Below are 18,704 nucleotides of genomic sequence, written 5' to 3' on the forward strand. Positions count from 1 at the left end.
CTCCACAAGCACCCACACGAATTGCTTGATTCAGTTGTTAAAGAGCGGTTGGTTAAGATCTTTCGTCTCAACCGAGGCGCGCATTCTACAGCAGCCTCATTTGCTGTCAAGTGATTATTTTCAGAAGCTTTCGAAGATTTCTTCAACAACTTCAACCACTTGCGCTTCCGATCTCTCGTCAGCGGGAGGCGAATTCTACAGCGTTACACGCTGCTGTCAACACCTCTTTTTCTCCGCTTTCGACCGAGAAGATCGAACCGTTAAAAGAGCCAAACATCACCACTCTTTCAACTCCTTCCAGGCTTCGATGAACTGAAGCGACCCACTGCCGAAAACTGCGTAACTCATTGAATCTCAAGGAGTTTTCCGTTTCGACTGCGCCGAAAGTGGGGCGAATTATAGACCTCTGGAATCTGCCGTCAACCGTTAATTTCAGTTTTCTATCGAGACTACGAAAAAGCCTGCTTATATATAGACGCAACAGCAGTGAATGCGCAGTATATTGCCCAACCCCTAAAACAATACCCCGCTCTTACCTTCGGATGATGCCTCGCAATGACTGACCAACCTCGCTCTCTGGCCTCAATGCTGTTTCCGGTAGGCCTGTTACTGATAGCCATGGCATCCATTCAGTCCGGCGCGTCGCTAGCCAAAAGCATGTTCCCGGTGGTTGGCGCTCAAGGCACGACCACTCTGCGCCTGATCTTCGCCAGTGTGATCATGCTGCTGTTGCTGCGCCCTTGGCGAGCAAGGCTGACCGCTCAATCCCTGCGCACCGTGATCGTTTACGGCATGGCGCTGGGCGGGATGAACTTCCTCTTCTATATGTCATTGCGCACCGTGCCGCTCGGGATCGCCGTCGCGCTCGAATTTACCGGTCCGCTGGCCGTCGCCATTTACGCATCGCGTCGCGCCATCGACTTTCTCTGGATTGCCTTGGCGGCGGTCGGTTTGCTGCTGTTGATCCCCACAGGTGCGACGACTGCCGGAATTGACCTGGTCGGAGCCGGTTATGCTTTGGGGGCTGGCGTGTGCTGGGCACTCTATATTCTGTTTGGCCAGAAGGCCGGCGCTGACAACGGTGTCACCACCGCAGCTCTGGGCGTAATGATTGCCGCGCTGTTTGTTGCGCCGATCGGCATCGTGCATGCCGGCGCTGCCTTGCTGACGCCCTCACTGATTCCTGTTGCCATTGGTGTCGCCATTTTGTCGACCGCGCTGCCTTACACACTGGAGATGGTCGCCCTCACCCGCATGCCCGCACGAACGTTTGGCACCTTGATGAGCATTGAACCGGCCTTCGGCGCGCTGTCGGGGCTGCTGTTTCTGCAGGAGTACCTCACGCTGTCGCAATGGCTGGCGATCCTCTGCATTATTCTGGCCTCCGTCGGCGCAACCATGACCATGGGCAGTTCCGCCAAGCCTGCCGTCGCGGCAGATTGAAACAGGATTTGACGAAGGTCTGGCAATTGGCGCTTATTTAGGCCATGTTTAGACCCCTTAACTTAGTGCCAGATATGGATTTTTCGGACAGGGACATCGACACGCTTACAGCGCAAGCGAATACAGGCAGACCCGAGCGCCAGACTCGTGGCTACCATAAGGACGGTAATGAAACGAATTTTGATACTGATCGCTGTGCTGGCTATTGCCGGGTGCGCAGCGACCTCCAAGACTCAAGTGAAGCACGGTCGAAAAGGGCTGCACATCAACTGTTCCGGGCTGTCGTCCTCTTGGGACAAGTGCTACACCAGCGCCGCCAATGCTTGCGCCCCGAAAGGCTACAAGGTCATCGCCAAATCGGGAGATGCTGTGGAGGAGCCAGGTGACTACCCGTTCGGTCTCAACCCGGCTGGTTATACCAGTCGAAGCATGATTGTCATCTGCAAATGAATCACTCTGGCTGCTCGTCTCGCCGAGCAGCCAGTTGACGCTCGATCTCTTCATGACTGGACTTCAATACCGTCTGCTGAATCGCCGGCGTCACCAGCATCCGCGCAACCACCAATGCTCCAACGCATTGCGACAGAATCGCCCACGCCAGGCTGTCACTCTCCAGAATCTGTGCCCAACTGGCTTGCAGCCGACAAATCCACAACTCTGCCTGCTCCCGTACCTGATCATCTGAACGGGCAATTTCCGCCCCCAGTGTCGGCAAGGCGCAACCCGACTCGGGCTGTTCGACGTGGGCCATACTCAGGTATTGCTTGAGACAGCGCTCCAGCCGCTCGCGGTCCTGCTCCCCCCTCCCGCCCAATCGCTCCAGGCTCTGGCACAGTTCACGTTCGACGATGGCGGTGAACAGCGCGTCTTTCGACGAAAAGTGGCTATAAAACGCAGCGCCACTCAGGCCGATCGCCTTCATCAAACCATCGACCCCAACGGTCGAAAATCCAGAACGCTTGGCTGACAGCGCACTGCTGTTCAGCAGTTTTTCCCGGGTTTCCAGCTTGTGACTGGCGGAATACCGCATGTGCTTACCCTCTTGATCGAGCGCCTTGACGTTACCCGGATCCTAGCATAACGTTCGTTCACTTAACGATCGTTTACTAAAGGGATATGCCCATGAATAACAAGAAGGTCGTGTTGGTTGTTGGTGCAGGCGATGCCACCGGTGGAGCAATCGCCAAGCGCTTTGCCAAGGAAGGTTTTGTCGCCTGCGTGACACGCCGCAGTGCCGACAAACTGCAGCCGCTGGTCGAGGCGATTCAAGCCGAAGGTGGAGAGGCCCACGGTTTCGCCTGCGACGCGCGCAAGGAGGAAGACGTCATTGCGCTGATTGAGGACATCGAAACCCGCCTCGGCCCGATCGAAGCGTTTGTCTTCAACATCGGCGCCAACGTGCCTTGCAGTATTCTTGAAGAAACCGCGCGCAAGTATTTCAAGATCTGGGAGATGGCCTGTTTCTCCGGTTTCCTCAACGCCCGCGAAGTGGCCAAGCGCATGGTCACCCGCCAGCGCGGCACCATTTTGTTCACCGGCGCCACTGCCGGGCTGCGCGGTGCGGCCGGGTTTGCCGCGTTCGCCGGCGCCAAACACGGCATCCGCGCACTGGCACAAAGCATGGCGCGTGAGTTGGGCCCGATGAACATCCATGTCGCCCACGTGGTGGTCGATGGCGCGATCGATACTGACTTCATCCGTAACAGTTTTCCGGAGAAGTACGCGACCAAGGATCAGGACGGCATTCTCAACCCCGAGCACATCGCCGAAAACTACTGGTATCTGCACAGTCAGCCACGGGATGCCTGGACCTTCGAACTGGATTTGCGCCCGTGGAATGAACCCTGGTAAGCCCTCCTCCATAACAATAAACAGAGAGCAGCAAAGATGAGCAAAACCGTGGAGTTCTATTTCGACCTCGGCAGTCCCGCCACTTACCTGGCCTACACCCAGTTACCGAAGATCTGTGCCGACACCCATAGCGAGCTGATCTACATTCCGATGCTGCTGGGCGGCGTGTTCAAGGCGACCGGCAACGCCTCGCCGGCGATGATTCCGGCCAAGGGTCGCTACATGTTTCAGGATCTGGATCGTTACGCCAAACGCTATGGCGTGCCACTGAAGTTCAATCCGCACTTCCCGATCAACACGCTGATGCTGATGCGCGCCGTCACCGGCATTCAGCTACGCCAGCCGGAACGCTTTCAGGCGTTTATCGACTGTCTGTTCAAGGCACTGTGGGTGGAGGGACGCCCTCTCGATGAGCCGGCGACCGTTGCAGCGGTATTGAGCGAACATGGCTTCGATCCCCATGAAGTCCTGGCCATGACTCACGACGAAACGGTCAAGACAACTCTCAAGGACAACACTGAGACAGCCGTTAAACGCGGTGTGTTTGGGGCGCCGAGCATGTTTATCGGCAATCAGTTGTTCTTCGGTCAGGACCGCCTCGACTTCGTCGAAGAAGCCCTGCGTCAGGCTTAGAAAAGAGCAGAACCCAGGCGCTGCCAGCAGCGCCTGGGTTTCAGCCATTCAGATCGCCGCAGTGCGCGTGTTCAGCCACTCCAGTGCGGCACCCTCGAGCAATGGACTCAGACGCTCACGCACTTCAGCGTGATAGGCGTTGAACCACTGTTTCTCTTCCTGCGTCAGCAAGGACGGCTCCAGGCAGCGCGTGTCGATCGGGCACAGGGTCAAGGTTTCAAACTTGAGGAACTCGCCAAACTCGCTGCTCCCCGCCTCGCGGTTCATCGCCAGGTTCTCGATCCGCACGCCCCAACGGCCCGGGCGGTAAGTGCCCGGTTCAATGGATGTGATCATCCCCGGCTGCATCGCCGTTTGCGGTGCCGGCGCAGCCTGGTAGGCAATCACCTGCGGGCCTTCGTGAACGTTGAGGAAATAGCCGACGCCATGACCGGTGCCGTGGCCGTAATCGACGCTCTCCGCCCAGATCGGCGCGCGGGCGATGGCATCCAGCAGCGGCGAAAGAATGCCTTTGGGGAAGTGTGCCCGCGACAGTGCAATCACGCCTTTGAGCACGCGCGTGCAGTCACGCTTCTGCTCGTCCGTTGGCGTACCGACCGGCACCATTCGGGTGATGTCGGTCGTACCGCCCAAATACTGGCCACCCGAGTCGATCAGCAGCAAGCCGTCGCCCTCGATGACCGCGTGCTCTTCTTCGGTAGCGTGATAGTGCGGCATTGCGCCGTTGGCGTTAAACGCGGCAATCGTGTTGAAGCTCAGCGACACGTAATCCGGACGGCGCTCACGGGCAGCGGTGAGTTTCTCGTCAATGGTCAGTTCGGTAATGCGCTCGCGGCCCCAGGCCGACTCCAGCCAGGCAAAGAACTCGCACAACGCTGCGCCATCCTGCTCCATCGCCTTGCGGATGTGCTGCGCATCAGCCTCGCTCTTTTGCGACTTGGCGAGGGTGGTCGGGTTCAGGCCTTCGACCAGTTTCACGCCGCTGTCCAGGTTATCCAGCAACCCCGTGGTCACCCGCGCCGGATCCACCAGCAGGCTCGCGCCACCCGGCACCGCGCGCAAGGCATCGGCCACTTCGTGATAATCACGCAGGGTCACGCCGTCCCGCTCCAGCACCGCACGCAATTCGGCATCGACTTTGCTCAAGGCCACAAACAGTGTCGCTTGCTGTTGATTGATCAAGGCGAAAGACACAAACACCGGGTTGAACGAGACATCACCGCCGCGCAGGTTGAACAGCCAGGCGATGTCGTCGAGGGTGGCGATGAAATGCCAGTCGGCGCCGCGCTCCTGCAGGGTCTCACGCAGTTTGGCGAGTTTTTCGCCACGGCTGACCGTCGCTTGCGGCGGCAGATGCTGATAGATCGGCGCGTTCGGCAGGCTTGGGCGATCGGCCCAGACGTCATTCAACAGGTCGATGTCGGTGCGCAGACGCGCGCCACGGGCTTCGAGCTTGCTGCTGAGGGTCCGCGCCGAAGCGACGGCCATCACCGCACCGTCGACCGCCACCACACCACCTTCCGGCGTTTGCTCGGCCAGCCAGTCCAGCGGGCTCGGCTGCCCCGGTTGCAGCTTGACCAGTTCGATGCCGCTGCCTTTGAGCTCCTTGGTCGCCTGTTCCCAGTAACGACTGTCGGCCCAGACTCCGGCGAAATCAGCGGTGACGATCAAAGTACCGACCGAACCATGAAAGCCCGACAGCCATTGCCGCCCTTGCCAGTAGCCCGGCAGGTATTCCGAGAGGTGCGGGTCGGCCGATGGCACCAGCAACGCATGGATGCCTTCGCGGCGCATCAGTTCACGGGTGTGCGCCAGGCGCTGGGGAACCGTTCCTTCGGTCAAAGTCTGGGTACTCATCATGTCTCCTGCCAATCACTTCATCGTTATTGTTCGTAGCCGTGGAAATCGGCTGGTTAAAGCCCTGTCGCCCAGAATGCCGGGGCACTGGCGCAGGCGCCTTTGATCAGTGCTGCCGCCTGGTCGATATCGTCGGCGGTGGTGAAACGGCCAAGGCTCAGGCGAATGGTGCGACCGGCCAGCCGGGCGTCATGCCCCAGCGCCAGCAACACGTGAGATGGCGTGTTGCTCGCCGAGTTACAGGCCGAGGTCGCGGAAAACGCGATCGAATGGCTCAAGGCCGCACTGTTGAAGTCACCTTCGCTGAAGGTCAGGCTCAAAGTGTGCGGGATGCGCTGGCTGACGCTGCCATTGAGGCGCACGCCCGGCAGGCTCAGCAACTGTTCAAGCAGGCGCTCGCGCAACGCCACGATGGACTTCTTCTCGGCATCGAATTCGGCCGCGGCCAAAGCGAATGCTGCGCCCATGCCGGCGATCTGATGGGTCGCCAGAGTCCCGGAGCGCAGCCCGCCTTCGTGACCGCCTCCGTGAATCTGCGCCTGCAAGCGCTGCTCCGCGCGCGGGCCGACATACAACGCGCCAATGCCCTTGGGGCCGTAGAGTTTGTGCGCCGAAAACGACATCAAGTCCACCGGCCACTGCTGCAGATCGATCGCCACTTTGCCGGCGCCCTGCGCCGCATCGACATGGAACAGCGCGCCACGGCCACGCACGACTTCACCGATGGCCGGGATGTCGTTGAGCGTGCCGAGTTCGTTGTTGACCAGCATCAGCGACACCAGAAACGTGTCGTCGCGCAGCGCTTCGCTGACGGCCTGCGGGGTGATCAGACCCTCGGCGTCCGGCACCAGATAGGTCACCGCAACGCCGGCGTCCTGCAGTTGCCGGGCGGTATCGAGGATGGCTTTGTGTTCGATCTGGCTGGTGATGATGTGGCCGCCGGCAACACCGCGCGCCTGGGCCACGCCTTTAAGGGCAAGGTTGTTGGATTCGGTGGCGCCGGAGGTCCAGACAATCTGCCGGGCCTCGGCCCCGACCAGTTCGGCGACTTGCCGACGGGCATGCTCAACCGTCTGCCGGGCCTGCTGGCCGAAGGCATGGGAGCTGGAGGCCGGATTGCCGAAGTTAGCGTGAAACCCCAGACAATCGATCATCACCTGGATGACCCGCTCGTCCACCGGGGTGGTGGCGGCGTAATCGAAATACAACGGACGTTTATTCATAAAAGACTCGCAGAGCGTGTTCCGGGATCAGGAGGCTCGTGTCTGCAAACGGCACAGCGCAGCCTTGTGAGCTGCGCGTCGGTTCGAGAGCGTCATCAATACCTGATCGGATGCCGTTAAAGAAGAACAACTTCATTTAAAAGTGCGTAGGAACGCTCCTGAAGCCGAGCTTAACAGGCATCGGGCCGGCGGTTGAAGCAATGCGTCAGTGAAAGCTTTCGAGAAGTAACGGGTACAGGGAAATCACCAGCAGCGCAGCCATGCCCCAGTTGAATACGCGCAACCAGCGCGGGTCCTTCAGCACGTTACGCAACAGCGTGCCGCACGCCGCCCAGACGCCGACGCTGGGCAGGTTGATGATGGCGAACACCGCCGCGATCACCACGACGTTGGTGAAATAACCCTGCATCGGTGTGTAGGTGCTGATTGCGCCGATGGCCATGATCCAGGCTTTGGGATTGACCCACTGAAACGCGGCAGCGCCCAGATAGCTGATCGGCTTGGCCTCGCCTTCCACGCCCTCGCCCACCGGGCCCGAATGAGCAATTTTCCACGCCAGATACAGCAGATACGCGGCGCCGACATAACGCAGCACCGTATAGAGAAGCGGATAAGTCTGGAACACCGCGCCGAGGCCAAAGCCCACTGCGACCACCAAGACGAAGAAACCGCAGGTGATGCCGAGCATGTGAGGAATGGTGCGGTTGAAACCGAAATTCACCCCTGACGCCAGCAACATGGTGTTGTTCGGCCCCGGTGTAATCGAGGTGACAAGGGCAAACAGGGCAAAGCCCAACAGCAGATCAAGCGAGAGGGTCATGGGAGCAATCCGTGGGGGTCATTCAGGTGTTGACCCTATCGCACGCCAGCCCGCAAACCCACGGACAGTTGGGTAAAACTTCGAGCAGTACAGTTTGCTATCAGCTTGGACGGCCGTGCAGCTGTATTGCTCGTCCGGCACTCATTTCAGCTTTCTTGTCGAATTGCGATTGGCCCAGCAGCGCGGCTTTCTTCGCATGGTATTCGTCGAAGGACAAGCCGCCGCGGTTAAGCGCTTCCATTGCCAACTCGCGGGTTTCTTCGGCGGTGTACGGCCTTTGTTCGGGGGACACGTGGCTGGCGCAACCGGCAAGTACGGAGACAGCGAGCAGCAGCGAAACAGTCAGTAAATGATTCATGGGGAGCGTCCTGGCGAGCGGTGTGAGTCGATGGACAAAGGCTACGCCCGCGCCCGCCCGGGCAAAAATCAACACGCTCAATAGTGGCTATCAGGATTTCAGCTTTAACGCCCTCATATCTCTTAAAGATCTATAAATATCGATTAACGTTCTTTTACGGAATAAAAGACAGCCGTTATAAATCCCTTCACACGGCGAACAACTGTTGCTCCAGCAACTGTTGCCCAGGCAACAGCAGATCAGCAAACCCGCCTGAAATCTGCACAACCGACTTGCCCCAGAACGCTCAACCCCCGGTAAACCGGGCCTCTCAGGAATTGGTACAGCGCTTGCTCAAGCCTTGGCACTTACTCACTGCTCGCTGAGCAACTGTTGCTAAAAAGGAACTCATCATGTCGCGTCCCCTGAAAGTCGTCGCCCTGTCCGGCGGCACCTGGCGTCCGTCCCGCACTTTGGTGCTGACCCAAGCCCTGCTGGCCGAGCTGGCCGGGCACCTGTCGATCGACAGTCACCTGATCGAACTCGGTGACATCGCCCGCCCACTGGGTGCTGCGCTGTCGCGCCAGGAACTGAGCCCTGAGGTCGAAGCCGAACTGCAAGCCATCGAACAGGCCGATCTGCTGATCGTTGCGGCGCCGGTGTATCGCGGATCCTACCCGGGCCTGCTCAAGCATCTGTTCGACCTGATCGACCTCAATGCGCTGATCGACACCCCGGTGCTGCTGGCGGCCACTGGCGGCAGCGAGCGTCATGCGCTGGTGCTCGATCACCAACTGCGTCCGCTGTTCAGTTTCTTCCAGGCCGTGACCCTGCCGATCGGGGTGTACGCCACCGAGGCCGATTTCGCCGACTACCAGATCACTAGCGAGCCGCTGAAAGCGCGCATCCGCCTGGCCGCCGAACGCGCCGCGCCGCTGTTCGGCACGCAAATCAAACCGTTGCTGAAAATCGCTTAAGGAGCTGTTCATGGATGTTTTCTGGTTCCTGCCAACCCACGGCGACGGCCATTACCTGGGCACCACGCAAGGCGCTCGCCCGGTGACCCTCAACTATCTGAAACAAGTGGCGCAGGCTGCCGACAGCCTCGGCTATCACGGCGTACTGATTCCCACCGGGCGCTCCTGCGAAGACTCGTGGGTGATCGCCTCGGCGCTAGTGCCATTGACCGAGCGCCTGCGTTATCTGGTGGCGATCCGCCCGGGGATCATCTCGCCAACCGTGTCGGCACGCATGGCGGCAACCCTCGATCGACTGTCCAACGGCCGCTTGCTGATCAACGTGGTGACCGGCGGCGACCCCGACGAAAACCGTGGCGACGGCAGCTTCCTCAGCCACAGCGAACGCTACGAAGTCACCGACGAATTCCTCAAGATCTGGCGCCGGGTGCTGCAAGGCGAATCGGTGGATTTCGAGGGCAAACACCTGAAAGTGCAGAACGCCAAAGCCTTGTATCCGCCGGTGCAGAAACCGTATCCGCCGTTGTATTTCGGCGGTTCGTCCGACGCAGCGCATGATCTGGCCGCCGAACAAGTCGACGTGTACCTGACCTGGGGCGAACCACCCGCCGCCGTCGCCGAAAAACTCGCCGATGTGCGTGAACGCGCCGCTCGTCATGGACGCAAGGTGAAATTCGGCATCCGCCTGCACGTGATCGTCCGCGAAACCGCCGAAGACGCATGGAAAGCCGCAGACAAACTGATCGAACACATCAGCGACGAGACCATCGAGGCGGCGCAGAAATCCTTCTCGCGCTTCGACTCCGAAGGCCAGCGGCGCATGGCGGCGTTGCACGACGGGCGTCGCGACAACCTCGAAATCGCTCCTAACCTGTGGGCCGGTGTCGGCCTGGTCCGTGGCGGCGCCGGGACTGCGCTGGTGGGCGATCCGCAGCAAGTGGCGGCGCGGATCAAGGAGTACGCGGACCTGGGCATCGAGAGCTTCATCTTTTCCGGCTATCCGCACCTGGAAGAGGCCTATCGCTTTGCCGAACTGGTGTTCCCGCTGCTGCCGGAACCGTACGCGAGCCTCGCCGGACGCGGCGTGACCAACCTCACCGGGCCGTTTGGCGAAATGATCGCCAACGATGTGTTGCCCGCCCAAGCCAAGGCCTGAAAACGCCCACTGTAGGAGCTGCCGAAGGCTCGGGCCGCGCTCGGACGATCTTTTGACTTCGACTTATACAAGCAAGATCAACAGATCGCAGCCTTCGGCAGCTCCTACAGGAAAGTTATAGAAAATAGGAGATTTGGTGTGACCGCCAAACCACAAAGCACCCTGCTCTCCCCGCTGCTGACTGCCCGCCAACTGGCCGCCGAATTCGCCCTCACCGCCGTCGAACGCGACGAGCGTGGCGGTACGCCGAAGGCCGAGCGCGATGCCCTGCGCGACAGCGGCCTGCTGGCCTTGAGCATTCCCACGCGCTACGGCGGCCTCGGCGCGCGCTGGAGCGAAACCCTGCAGGTCGTGCGCGAGTTCGCCAAGGTCGACAGTTCCATCGCCCATGTCTTCGGCTTTCATCACCTGATGCTCGCCACCGTGCGCCTGTTCTCGCGCCCGGAACAATGGCAGCCGTGGTTCGAACAGACCGCGCGGCAGAACTGGTTCTGGGGCAACGCCCTCAACCCGCTCGACACCCGCACCGTGGTCAAGGACTGCGGTGGCTGGCGCGAGTTTTCCGGGAAGAAAAGCTTCTGCTCCGGCGCGAGCGATTCGCAGATGTTGATCGCCTCGGCGGTGGACGAAAGTGCCGGCGGCAAATTGCTGATCGCGGCAATCCCCAGCGGTCGCAGCGGCATCACCCTGCACGATGACTGGAACAACATCGGCCAGCGCCAGACCGACAGCGGCAGCGCCACGTTCGAGCGGGTGCGGGTCGAAGAGTCCGAGCTGCTGCTCGACCCCGGCCCGTTGAGTACACCGTTCGCCTGCCTGCGCCCGCTGATCGCGCAACTGACCTTCACCCACCTGTTTCTCGGCATCGCCGAAGGCGCCTTTGCAGAAGCCCGGCAATACACCCTGAGCGAAACCCGTCTGTGGCACAAATCCGCAGCCCGCAACGTGCGTGAAGACCCGTACGTACTCGCCCATTTCGGCGAGTTCTGGGTGGCGCTGGAAGGCATTCGCCTGCTGGTCGAACGGGCCGCCGCACTGCTCGATGACGCTTGGGCCAAAGGCCCGAACCTGAGTGCCGAGGAACGCGGGCAGCTGGCCACGGCGATTGCCACGGCCAAGGTCGCCGCCAGTCGTCAGGGGCTGGAGATTTGCAGCCGCTTGTTCGAAGTCACCGGCGCGCGTTCGACCCACGCCTCGCTGCGCCTGGATCGCCACTGGCGCAACCTGCGCACGCAGACCCTGCACGACCCGCTCGATTACAAACTCCATGAGCTGGGCGACTGGGCGCTGAACCAGGCGCTGCCGGTGCCGACGTTCTATTCCTGATCTTTCCTTTATTGGAGCGAGCCAGGCAACTGCTGACCCTTCCACCCTCACCCGCCCTGGCGACGTCGATCCGCGCCACCGCGCAGGTCTTCGAAGACCCGAAATCCCAGGCCCTGCTCGCGCACCTGCAACAAGTCGCGCCGAGTGAAGCCAGCGTGCTGATCATCGGCGAGACCGGCACCGGCAAGGAGCTGGTGGCGCGGCACATCCATAACCTGAGCAACCGTCGTCATCGGCCGTTTGTCGCGGTCAACTGCGGGGCCTTCTCGGAGTCGCTGGTGGAAGCTGAACTGTTCGGCCATGAAAAAGGCGCCTTCACCGGCGCCCTCAGTGCCAAGGCCGGCTGGTTCGAAGAGGCGGACGGCGGCACCTTGTTCCTCGACGAAATCGGCGATTTGCCGATGGCGATTCAGGTCAAGCTGCTGCGGGTATTGCAGGAGCGCGAAGTGGTGCGCCTCGGCTCGCGCAAGAGCATTCCGATCGATGTGCGGGTGCTGGCCGCGACCAACGTGCAACTGGAGAAAGCCATCAATGCCGGCAACTTCCGCGAAGACCTGTTCTATCGCCTGAACGTGGTCAATCTGGAACTCAGCCCGTTGCGCGAGCGGCCCGGCGACATCCTGCCGCTGACCCGGCATTTCATCGAAGCCTACAGTCAGCGTCTGGGCTACGGGCGGGTCAGCATCAGCCCCGGCGCCGAGCACAAACTGCGCAGCTACAGTTGGCCGGGCAACATCCGCGAACTGGAAAACGTCATCCATCACACCCTGCTGATCTGCCGCAACGGCGTGATCGAGCGCGATGATTTGCGCCTGTCGAACCTGCGCATCGAGCGCCCGGACGATCAGCAGTCGAGCGCCGACGATTCACCGGAAGTGTTGCTTGAGCGGGCTTTTCAAAAACTCTTCGAACAACAGGCCGGTGCTCTCCACGAAAAGGTCGAAGATGCCCTGCTGCGTGCCGCCTATCGCTTCTGCCATTACAACCAGGTGCACACCGCCGCCCTGCTCGGGCTGAGCCGCAACGTCACCCGCACGCGGCTGATCAAGATCGGCGAACTGGCGGTGAACAAGCGGCGTCTCAGCGAGAACCTGCAAGGCGAACGCCTGATTCAGTTGTCGATCTAGCCCACCAGATGGCAGTGCAGCGCATCGTCATGACTGCGGGCGATGCTGCTCAACACCTGGAATGAATTGAAGATCACGGTTTTCGCCTGATGGGCGCGGATCAGTTGCCAGAAATCCTGCTCACCGCTTTCAAAACGGCTGAACGCCGCTTCCCCCGCCTCGCGGCTTTGCCATTGCAACAGGCTCAGCACCCGCCGACCGTCGTCGCTGACCTGGACGCTGGCGCTGACAAAACCTGCATAGCGCTGCGCCAGATGCTCGGTCTGCTGCGCCAGCGCCGTCACCAGCGCCGGTTGCTGACGCGGTTCGATCTCGAATTCGATCAATTGGGTAAAGCTGCGATTTTTCGCTGACGTTTGCATGAGAAGTCCCCATTCACCGTAAGACGCGTCTTGCGACTCGAAGGCCTGCAGGGTAAAACCTCTAGTTAAGTCAAGGTCAAGAGTGATTTTGCCAATGATCAGCAAAGAAACCCTGCATAAGCAGCTCACCGTCGGCGAAGTCGCCGCACGCAGCGGTGTGGCGGTCACCGCCCTGCACTTTTACGAAACCAAAGGCCTGATCAAGAGCCAGCGCAATGCCGGCAATCAGCGCCGCTACCCTCGGGAAGTGTTGCGTCGGGTGGCGCTGATCAAGGTCGCGCAGCGGCTGGGCATTCCGCTGGCGGAAATCGGCGAGGCGTTGAAGAGACTTCCGGACGACCGCGCACCGACCGCGGCGGACTGGAAAGTCCTGTCCGAGCAGTGGCGCCGCGAGCTGGATGAGCGGATCAACCAGTTGACCCTGCTGCGCGACCGACTTACCGGTTGCATCGGCTGTGGCTGTCTGTCGATGGAGGCCTGTCCGCTGCGCAATCAGGGGGATGTGCTCGGTGAACAAGGGCCGGGCGCGCATTTCCTCGGTTGACTGCTCGTCGGGCAAAAATCCTGGCCGCGCAGACAGTTCTATATTGAACCTTCCACAAATCCGGTGGAGCCGTACACCTCACAAAACAAAGAACAGGGAGAACGTCATGAGCGTCAAACCCATTCCCGAGGGGTATCACAGCATTACCCCGTACCTCGGCATCCTCAATGCCGCCGAAGCCATCGAGTTCTATAAAAAAGCCTTCGGCGCCACGGTGGTCATGCGCCTCGACATGCCCGACGGCCGCATCGGCCACGCTGAACTGCGGATTGGCGACAGCGCGATCATGCTCGGCACACCGTGCGATCAAGGGCCGTTGAGCGGTCCGGACGAGGCGGTATCGGTCGGTTTGCACCTGTATGTCACCGATGTCGATAAGTCCTTCCAGCGGGCGCTGGAGGCCGGGGCGACGTCGGTCTCCGAGGTCAAGGATCAGTTTTATGGTGACCGCAGCGGCACGTTCAAGGATCCGTATGGGCACCTGTGGTTTCTGGCTTCGCGCAAGGAGGATCTGACCGAGGAGCAGATCAAGCAACGGGCGATGGAGATGTTTGAACAGGGTTGAGATCTTCAGCTTTGGGCTGGCCCTATCGCGAGCAGGCTCACTCCTACAATTGGCACGCGTTTCAAGTGTAGGAGTGAGCCTGCTCGCGACGAGGCCAGTGCGGATACATCACACTTCATGAACCGCCACACCACGCTTCACCCCTTGCCCCGAATGCCAGACACTTTCAGGATGCATCCAACCCGCACCTGAACAAGGATCAACCCGATGTTTGCCGGATTCGTCAAAGACCAGCGCCACGTCAACGGCGTCGACATCGCCTACCGCCTCGGCGGCAGCGGTCCGGGTCTGTTGCTGTTGCACGGGCACCCGCAGACCCACGTGATCTGGCACAAGATTGCCGAACAACTGGCCGAGCACTTCACCGTGGTCGCCGCCGACCTGCGCGGTTATGGCGACAGCAGCCGGCCGCCCGCCGATGAACAACACCGCCATTACTCGAAGCGGGAAATGGCCAGGGACAACCTCGAGTTGATGCAGGCGCTGGGCTTCGCGCAGTTCGCGGTGCTGGCCCACGACCGTGGCGCGCGGGTCGCCCATCGCCTGGCCCTTGATCATCCTGCTGCGGTGCAGCGAATGATGCTGCTCGACATCGCCCCGACCCTGTCGATGTACGCGCAGACCAACGAAGCATTCGCCCGCGCCTATTGGCACTGGTTCTTCCTGATTCGCCCGGCACCGTTGCCGGAAACCCTGATCGAAGCCGATCCCGAAACCTATTTGCGCAGCGTCATGGGCAGCCGCAGCGCCGGGCTCAAGCCGTTCACCGAGGAAGCGTTCAGCGAATACCTGCGCTGCCTCAAGCGTCCCGGCAGCGCCCGGGGCATTTGCGAGGATTACCGCGCCAGCGCCGCCATTGACCTGGAGCACGACCGCGCCGACATTGCCGCCGGCCATCAACTGAATCTGCCACTGCGCATCCTGTGGGGCGCCGACGGCACGGTCGGACGCTGCTTCGATCCGCTCAAGGAATGGCAGCAAGTAGCAACCCACGTCAGCGGCAAGGCGTTGCCGGCCGGGCATTACCTGGCCGAGGAAGTGCCTGAACAGTTGCTCGCCGAAGCCCTGGAGTTCCTGCGCTGAATCGAGCCCTGCCTGCCGATGCTATGCTGGCGGCTTGTGCCGTCAGTGCTCGTGCCAACATGTCCCAGAACCAAGATCCTGTGCCCCTGCCCGAAGACCTGCGCGTGCTGCTGACGGTGATCCGCAAGAGCGATTTCGCAGCCGCCGCCGATGAGCTGGGCCTGTCCCCGGCCTACGTCAGCAAACGCATCCAGATCCTCGAATCGACCCTCGGTACCCTCCTGCTACACCGCACCAGTCGTCGCGTGTCGCTGACCGAGGACGGTGAACGGGTGCAGCGCTGGGCCTTGCGCATCCTTGATGATTTCCAGCAACTGCGCGACGACCTCGCCGACGCCCACGACAGCCCGCGCGGGCGCTTGCACATCTGCAGCAGTTTCGGCTTCGGCCGCAACCATGTGGCGCCCGCCGTTTCGCAACTGGCCGAACTTCATCCGCAACTGCAGATTCGCCTCGACCTGTTCGACCGCGCGGTGGACATCGTCAACGAGGGCTTCGATCTGGAAATTCGTGTCGGCGACGACCTGCCTGGCCAGCACATCGGCCGGCAACTGGTGAGCAACCGTCGGGTGCTGTGCGCCGCGCCCGAGTACCTGCAACGCCACGGCACGCCGCAGACACTGGACGACTTGCAACAGCATGACTGCCTGGTGATCAAGGAGCGCGACAACGCCTTCGGCATCTGGCACCTGGACCGCGACGGCACGCCGCAAAGCGTGCGGGTCAGCGGACCGTTGTCGTCCAACAACGGCGAGATCGTCCTGCAATGGGCGCTCGACGGACGCGGCGTGTTGCTGCGCTCATTGTGGGATGTGAAGCCGTTGCTGGAACAGGGTCGATTGGTGCCGGTGCTGGCCGATTACAGCCAGAGCGCCAATGTCTGGGCGGTGTACCCGACGCGGCTGGCCAACTCCGGGAAGTTGCGCGCGTGTGTGGAGTTTTTGCAGGGGCATTTCAAAGACTTGTCGCTGTAGCGGGTTCAGTACAAAACCCTGTGGGAGCTGGCTTGCCAGCGAAGGCGTCAGCCCAGCCAATGTAAATGTTGGAGGTGTTGGCCTCATCGCTGGCAAGCCAGCTCCCACGGGTTTTGTGGTCAGGTCAGCCATGGGTTGGCGGCCAGGTGTTCACGCTCGAACGCCTTGATCTGCTCGCGCCGCTGCAGAGTGCTGCCAATCGCACCCAGCCCCAGCAGCAGCGCGGTCTTGCGCAAGCCATCAATCTGAAAACCCATCACCTCACCGTTCGCCAGACGGATCTGTTGCGCCTCCAGATCGACACTGATCTGCGCCGTGTCCGGCTGACTCACCAGCCTACCGATGCGCTGAACCTGCGCCTCATCCAGGGTGATCAACAACACCCCGTTGCGCTGGCAGTTGTCATAAAAGATCCCGGCAAAACGGCTGCCGATCAGCGCACGAATGCCCATTTGCTGCAGCCCCCAGACCGCGTGTTCACGGCTGGAGCCGCAACCGAAATTCGCCCCGACCACCAGAAAGCGCGCCCCCTGCCAGGCTGGCTGGTTCAGCACGAACTGCGGGTTGGGCGTGCCGTCGGCAAGAAAACGCAGGTCGAAAAACACCCCGCGATCCAGCCCTTGGCGGTCGATGCCTTTGAGGAATTGCTTGGGCATGATCACGTCAGTGTCGACGTTGGCCGCGAGCAGCGGCGCGGCCTGACCGCTGACCTGAGTGAAGGGTTGCAGGCTCATGGGCGTTCTCCAAAGTGGCGAATGTCGGTCAGGTGACCGCTGATTGCAGCGGCGGCGACCATCGCCGGGCTCATCAGGTGGGTGCGCGCGCCGGCACCTTGCCGGCCTTCGAAATTGCGGTTGGTGCTGGAGGCGCAGCGGTCGCCGGGCGCAAGCACGTCATCGTTCATCGCCAGGCACATCGAGCAGCCGGACTGACGCCATTCAAACCCGGCATCGATGAAGATCTGCGCCAGGCCTTCGACTTCGGCCTGGGCGCGGACCTCGCTGGAACCGGGCACGATCATCGCCCGGACATGCCCGGCCACCCGCCGCCCGCGCACGACAGCGGCGGCATCGCGCAAGTCTTCGATCCGCGCGTTGGTGCAGGAGCCGATGAACGCATGACTGATGACGATATCGCACAGCGCCATGCCCGGTTCCAGGCCCATGTAGTGGAGCGCGCGGCGCATGCCCTGACGCAGGATCGGATCGTCGAGGCGTTGCGGGTCCGGCACCTGCGCGCCGATCGCCGCCGCCTGATCGGGGCTGGTGCCCCAGGTGACCATGGGCTCCAGCAGGCTGGCGTCGAGGTGCACTTCGCGGTCGAACACCGCGCCGGGATCGCTGCGCAGTGCACGCCACTTCTGCACCCCGCGTTCCCAGAGCTCACCCTGCGGCACCCGAGGCTTGCCCTTGAGATAAGCGAAGACTTTTTCGTCCGGCGCCATGAACGCACCCCGCGCACCGGCCTCGACCGCCATGTTGCAAATGGTCATGCGGGCTTCGACGCTAAGCGCATCGATGGTCGAACCGGCGAATTCGATGACATAACCGCTGGCACCGGAGGCACCGATCTGGCCGATCAGCGCCATGATCACGTCTTTGGACGTCAGGCCCGGGGCCAGTTCGCCATCGACGGTCACACGCAGGCTTTTCAGGCGCTTGTAGACCAGGGTCTGCGAGGCCAGCAGGTGTTCGATCTCCGATGTGCCGATACCGAACCCGAACGCCCCCAGCGCGCCGTAGGTGGTGGTGTGACTGTCGCCGGCGGCGATGACCATGCCCGGCAGAATGAAGCCTTGCTCCGGGGCGATCACATGTTCGATGCCCTGGCGCTTGTCGAGGATGTCCAGCAGTTCGATGCCGAAGTCCCGGCAGTTTTCCGCCAGATACGACACTTGCCGCGCCCCACCCGCATCAGGCATCGCCGCCACCCGCAGCGGCGTGGTCGGGTTGACGTGATCGACCACCGCCAGCGCCGTGCCCGGCCGCCAGACCTCGCGCCCGGCGGCGCGCAAACCGCTGAAGGCCTGGGGGCTGGTGTATTCGTTGATCACTTGTCGATCGATATACAGCAGCACATGGCCCTGATCGTCGAGGCGGCACACGGTGTGCGAATCGATGTGTTTGTCATAGAGGGTTCTGGGGCTCATCAAGGCGCTCGCTCAGGGGAATCCGGTGATTTCCATCATAGGGAGCGGGTGGCGGCCATCAATTGGCGGACAGCGAGGGCGGCATTCATGAATCGTGTCTGATCTGCCGGGCCGCAAAATCCTGCAGACGCTGTCGAGTGCAACGAGGCTGCGATCTCTGATCGTGTTTTTAAAGATCAAGATCAAGAGATCGCAGCGTGCCGCAGCTCCTACAGGGGTCTCGTCGCTCCTTGCGAAGTGCGAAACATTTACTTTCATATAAGCCATCGGGATTTGC

Annotated in this window: 20 protein-coding genes; 12 read left to right on the top strand and 8 right to left on the bottom strand. The window is 61.3% G+C overall.

Annotated elements, in window-relative coordinates; translation table 11 throughout:
- Positions 1 to 555 precede the first annotated feature (555 nt).
- Positions 556 to 1,443 carry a threonine/homoserine exporter RhtA gene (gene rhtA, locus HBN98_RS05080; protein WP_083368368.1) on the top strand — a complete coding sequence of 296 codons (888 nt, stop codon included), beginning with the start codon at positions 556 to 558 and terminating at the stop codon, positions 1,441 to 1,443.
- A 168-nt stretch (positions 1,444 to 1,611) separates the two neighbouring features.
- Positions 1,612 to 1,893, top strand: coding sequence for a hypothetical protein (locus tag HBN98_RS05085; RefSeq protein WP_064588457.1), 282 nt, complete (start codon positions 1,612 to 1,614; stop codon positions 1,891 to 1,893).
- 1 nt (position 1,894) lies between these two features.
- Here the strand turns inward: HBN98_RS05085 and HBN98_RS05090 are convergent, their stop codons facing one another.
- Positions 1,895 to 2,473, bottom strand: a complete 579-nt coding sequence (locus HBN98_RS05090; protein WP_083368367.1) for a TetR/AcrR family transcriptional regulator — start codon at positions 2,471 to 2,473, stop codon at positions 1,895 to 1,897.
- Between the two features lie 92 nt (positions 2,474 to 2,565).
- Between HBN98_RS05090 and HBN98_RS05095 the strand changes: the two genes are divergently transcribed.
- Together HBN98_RS05095 and HBN98_RS05100 are read left to right on the top strand one after the other, a co-directional pair.
- The gene (locus tag HBN98_RS05095; protein WP_083368366.1) at positions 2,566 to 3,294 is read left to right on the top strand and encodes an SDR family oxidoreductase; all 729 of its coding nucleotides are present in this window, start codon (positions 2,566 to 2,568) and stop codon (positions 3,292 to 3,294) included.
- Between the two features lie 36 nt (positions 3,295 to 3,330).
- A complete protein-coding gene (locus HBN98_RS05100) occupies positions 3,331 to 3,927 on the top strand; it encodes a 2-hydroxychromene-2-carboxylate isomerase (RefSeq protein ID WP_083368365.1) in 597 nt (198 codons plus the stop codon).
- A 48-nt stretch (positions 3,928 to 3,975) separates the two neighbouring features.
- On the opposite strand, the gene HBN98_RS05105 is transcribed toward HBN98_RS05100, so the two are convergent.
- From HBN98_RS05105 to HBN98_RS05120, 4 genes are all read right to left on the bottom strand, one after another.
- Positions 3,976 to 5,784, bottom strand: coding sequence for an aminopeptidase P family protein (locus HBN98_RS05105; protein WP_083368364.1), 1,809 nt, complete (start codon positions 5,782 to 5,784; stop codon positions 3,976 to 3,978).
- A gap of 56 nt (positions 5,785 to 5,840) precedes the next feature.
- Entirely contained in the window at positions 5,841 to 7,007 is a 1,167-nt protein-coding gene (locus tag HBN98_RS05110; protein ID WP_083368363.1) for an aminotransferase class V-fold PLP-dependent enzyme, read from the bottom strand.
- Between the two features lie 205 nt (positions 7,008 to 7,212).
- Complete coding sequence (locus HBN98_RS05115) at positions 7,213 to 7,827, bottom strand: LysE family translocator (RefSeq protein WP_064588463.1); 615 nt, start codon at positions 7,825 to 7,827, stop codon at positions 7,213 to 7,215.
- A 100-nt stretch (positions 7,828 to 7,927) separates the two neighbouring features.
- Positions 7,928 to 8,185: a hypothetical protein gene (locus HBN98_RS05120; protein WP_083368362.1), complete on the bottom strand. Its 258-nt coding sequence runs from the start codon at positions 8,183 to 8,185 to the stop codon at positions 7,928 to 7,930.
- A 392-nt stretch (positions 8,186 to 8,577) separates the two neighbouring features.
- Between HBN98_RS05120 and msuE the strand changes: the two genes are divergently transcribed.
- The 4 genes from msuE (at position 8,578) to HBN98_RS05140 (ending at position 12,750) form a co-directional block, all read left to right on the top strand.
- Entirely contained in the window at positions 8,578 to 9,141 is a 564-nt protein-coding gene (gene msuE / locus HBN98_RS05125; protein WP_064588465.1) for an FMN reductase, read from the top strand.
- Between the two features lie 10 nt (positions 9,142 to 9,151).
- Positions 9,152 to 10,297, top strand: coding sequence for an FMNH2-dependent alkanesulfonate monooxygenase (gene ssuD / locus HBN98_RS05130; protein WP_083368361.1), 1,146 nt, complete (start codon positions 9,152 to 9,154; stop codon positions 10,295 to 10,297).
- Between the two features lie 138 nt (positions 10,298 to 10,435).
- Complete coding sequence (locus HBN98_RS05135; protein WP_083368360.1) at positions 10,436 to 11,623, top strand: acyl-CoA dehydrogenase family protein; 1,188 nt, start codon at positions 10,436 to 10,438, stop codon at positions 11,621 to 11,623.
- 11 nt (positions 11,624 to 11,634) lie between these two features.
- Positions 11,635 to 12,750, top strand: a complete 1,116-nt coding sequence (locus HBN98_RS05140) for a sigma-54 interaction domain-containing protein (RefSeq protein ID WP_083368359.1) — start codon at positions 11,635 to 11,637, stop codon at positions 12,748 to 12,750.
- Here HBN98_RS05140 and HBN98_RS05145 read toward each other — a convergent pair.
- A complete protein-coding gene (locus HBN98_RS05145; protein WP_064588469.1) occupies positions 12,747 to 13,112 on the bottom strand; it encodes an antibiotic biosynthesis monooxygenase in 366 nt (121 codons plus the stop codon). The genes HBN98_RS05140 and HBN98_RS05145 overlap by 4 nt on opposite strands.
- A gap of 94 nt (positions 13,113 to 13,206) precedes the next feature.
- Here HBN98_RS05145 and soxR point away from each other — a divergent pair, with 94 nt between their 5' ends.
- The 4 genes from soxR (at position 13,207) to HBN98_RS05165 (ending at position 16,278) form a co-directional block, all read left to right on the top strand.
- Entirely contained in the window at positions 13,207 to 13,656 is a 450-nt protein-coding gene (gene soxR, locus HBN98_RS05150; protein ID WP_064588470.1) for a redox-sensitive transcriptional activator SoxR, read from the top strand.
- Positions 13,657 to 13,762: 106 nt separating this feature from the next.
- The gene (locus HBN98_RS05155; protein ID WP_083368358.1) at positions 13,763 to 14,221 is read left to right on the top strand and encodes a VOC family protein; all 459 of its coding nucleotides are present in this window, start codon (positions 13,763 to 13,765) and stop codon (positions 14,219 to 14,221) included.
- A gap of 207 nt (positions 14,222 to 14,428) precedes the next feature.
- A complete protein-coding gene (locus HBN98_RS05160; RefSeq protein ID WP_083368357.1) occupies positions 14,429 to 15,304 on the top strand; it encodes an alpha/beta fold hydrolase in 876 nt (291 codons plus the stop codon).
- Positions 15,305 to 15,327: 23 nt separating this feature from the next.
- Positions 15,328 to 16,278 (top strand): LysR substrate-binding domain-containing protein, encoded by a 951-nt coding sequence (locus HBN98_RS05165; protein WP_083368356.1) that lies wholly within the window; start codon positions 15,328 to 15,330, stop codon positions 16,276 to 16,278.
- A gap of 119 nt (positions 16,279 to 16,397) precedes the next feature.
- Here HBN98_RS05165 and leuD read toward each other — a convergent pair whose 3' ends face one another.
- Complete coding sequence (gene leuD, locus HBN98_RS05170; RefSeq protein ID WP_083368355.1) at positions 16,398 to 17,012, bottom strand: 3-isopropylmalate dehydratase small subunit; 615 nt, start codon at positions 17,010 to 17,012, stop codon at positions 16,398 to 16,400.
- Positions 17,009 to 18,427, bottom strand: a complete 1,419-nt coding sequence (gene leuC / locus HBN98_RS05175) for a 3-isopropylmalate dehydratase large subunit (RefSeq protein ID WP_083368354.1) — start codon at positions 18,425 to 18,427, stop codon at positions 17,009 to 17,011. The genes leuD and leuC overlap by 4 nt, the downstream gene beginning before the upstream one ends.
- Positions 18,428 to 18,704: the final 277 nt, after the last annotated feature.

The organism is Pseudomonas koreensis (assembly GCF_012986595.1).
GTDB classification, from domain to species: Bacteria; Pseudomonadota; Gammaproteobacteria; order Pseudomonadales; family Pseudomonadaceae; genus Aquipseudomonas; species Aquipseudomonas koreensis.

Excerpts from the sequence above, each read along its gene's own strand:
- leuD (WP_083368355.1), bottom strand. The coding sequence starts at position 17,012 with ATGAGCCTGCAACCCTTCACTCAGGTCAGCGGTCAGGCCGCGCCGCTG.
- HBN98_RS05120 (WP_083368362.1), bottom strand. The coding sequence starts at position 8,185 with ATGAATCATTTACTGACTGTTTCGCTGCTGCTCGCTGTCTCCGTACTT.
- HBN98_RS05160 (WP_083368357.1), top strand. The coding sequence starts at position 14,429 with ATGTTTGCCGGATTCGTCAAAGACCAGCGCCACGTCAACGGCGTCGAC.
- soxR (WP_064588470.1), top strand. The coding sequence starts at position 13,207 with ATGATCAGCAAAGAAACCCTGCATAAGCAGCTCACCGTCGGCGAAGTC.
- HBN98_RS05115 (WP_064588463.1), bottom strand. The coding sequence starts at position 7,827 with ATGACCCTCTCGCTTGATCTGCTGTTGGGCTTTGCCCTGTTTGCCCTT.
- leuC (WP_083368354.1), bottom strand. The coding sequence starts at position 18,427 with ATGAGCCCCAGAACCCTCTATGACAAACACATCGATTCGCACACCGTG.
- HBN98_RS05155 (WP_083368358.1), top strand. The coding sequence starts at position 13,763 with ATGAGCGTCAAACCCATTCCCGAGGGGTATCACAGCATTACCCCGTAC.
- HBN98_RS05100 (WP_083368365.1), top strand. The coding sequence starts at position 3,331 with ATGAGCAAAACCGTGGAGTTCTATTTCGACCTCGGCAGTCCCGCCACT.
- HBN98_RS05085 (WP_064588457.1), top strand. The coding sequence starts at position 1,612 with ATGAAACGAATTTTGATACTGATCGCTGTGCTGGCTATTGCCGGGTGC.
- rhtA (WP_083368368.1), top strand. The coding sequence starts at position 556 with ATGACTGACCAACCTCGCTCTCTGGCCTCAATGCTGTTTCCGGTAGGC.
- HBN98_RS05095 (WP_083368366.1), top strand. The coding sequence starts at position 2,566 with ATGAATAACAAGAAGGTCGTGTTGGTTGTTGGTGCAGGCGATGCCACC.
- HBN98_RS05105 (WP_083368364.1), bottom strand. The coding sequence starts at position 5,784 with ATGAGTACCCAGACTTTGACCGAAGGAACGGTTCCCCAGCGCCTGGCG.
- HBN98_RS05090 (WP_083368367.1), bottom strand. The coding sequence starts at position 2,473 with ATGCGGTATTCCGCCAGTCACAAGCTGGAAACCCGGGAAAAACTGCTG.
- HBN98_RS05165 (WP_083368356.1), top strand. The coding sequence starts at position 15,328 with ATGCTGGCGGCTTGTGCCGTCAGTGCTCGTGCCAACATGTCCCAGAAC.
- msuE (WP_064588465.1), top strand. The coding sequence starts at position 8,578 with ATGTCGCGTCCCCTGAAAGTCGTCGCCCTGTCCGGCGGCACCTGGCGT.
- HBN98_RS05145 (WP_064588469.1), bottom strand. The coding sequence starts at position 13,112 with ATGCAAACGTCAGCGAAAAATCGCAGCTTTACCCAATTGATCGAATTC.
- HBN98_RS05110 (WP_083368363.1), bottom strand. The coding sequence starts at position 7,007 with ATGAATAAACGTCCGTTGTATTTCGATTACGCCGCCACCACCCCGGTG.
- ssuD (WP_083368361.1), top strand. The coding sequence starts at position 9,152 with ATGGATGTTTTCTGGTTCCTGCCAACCCACGGCGACGGCCATTACCTG.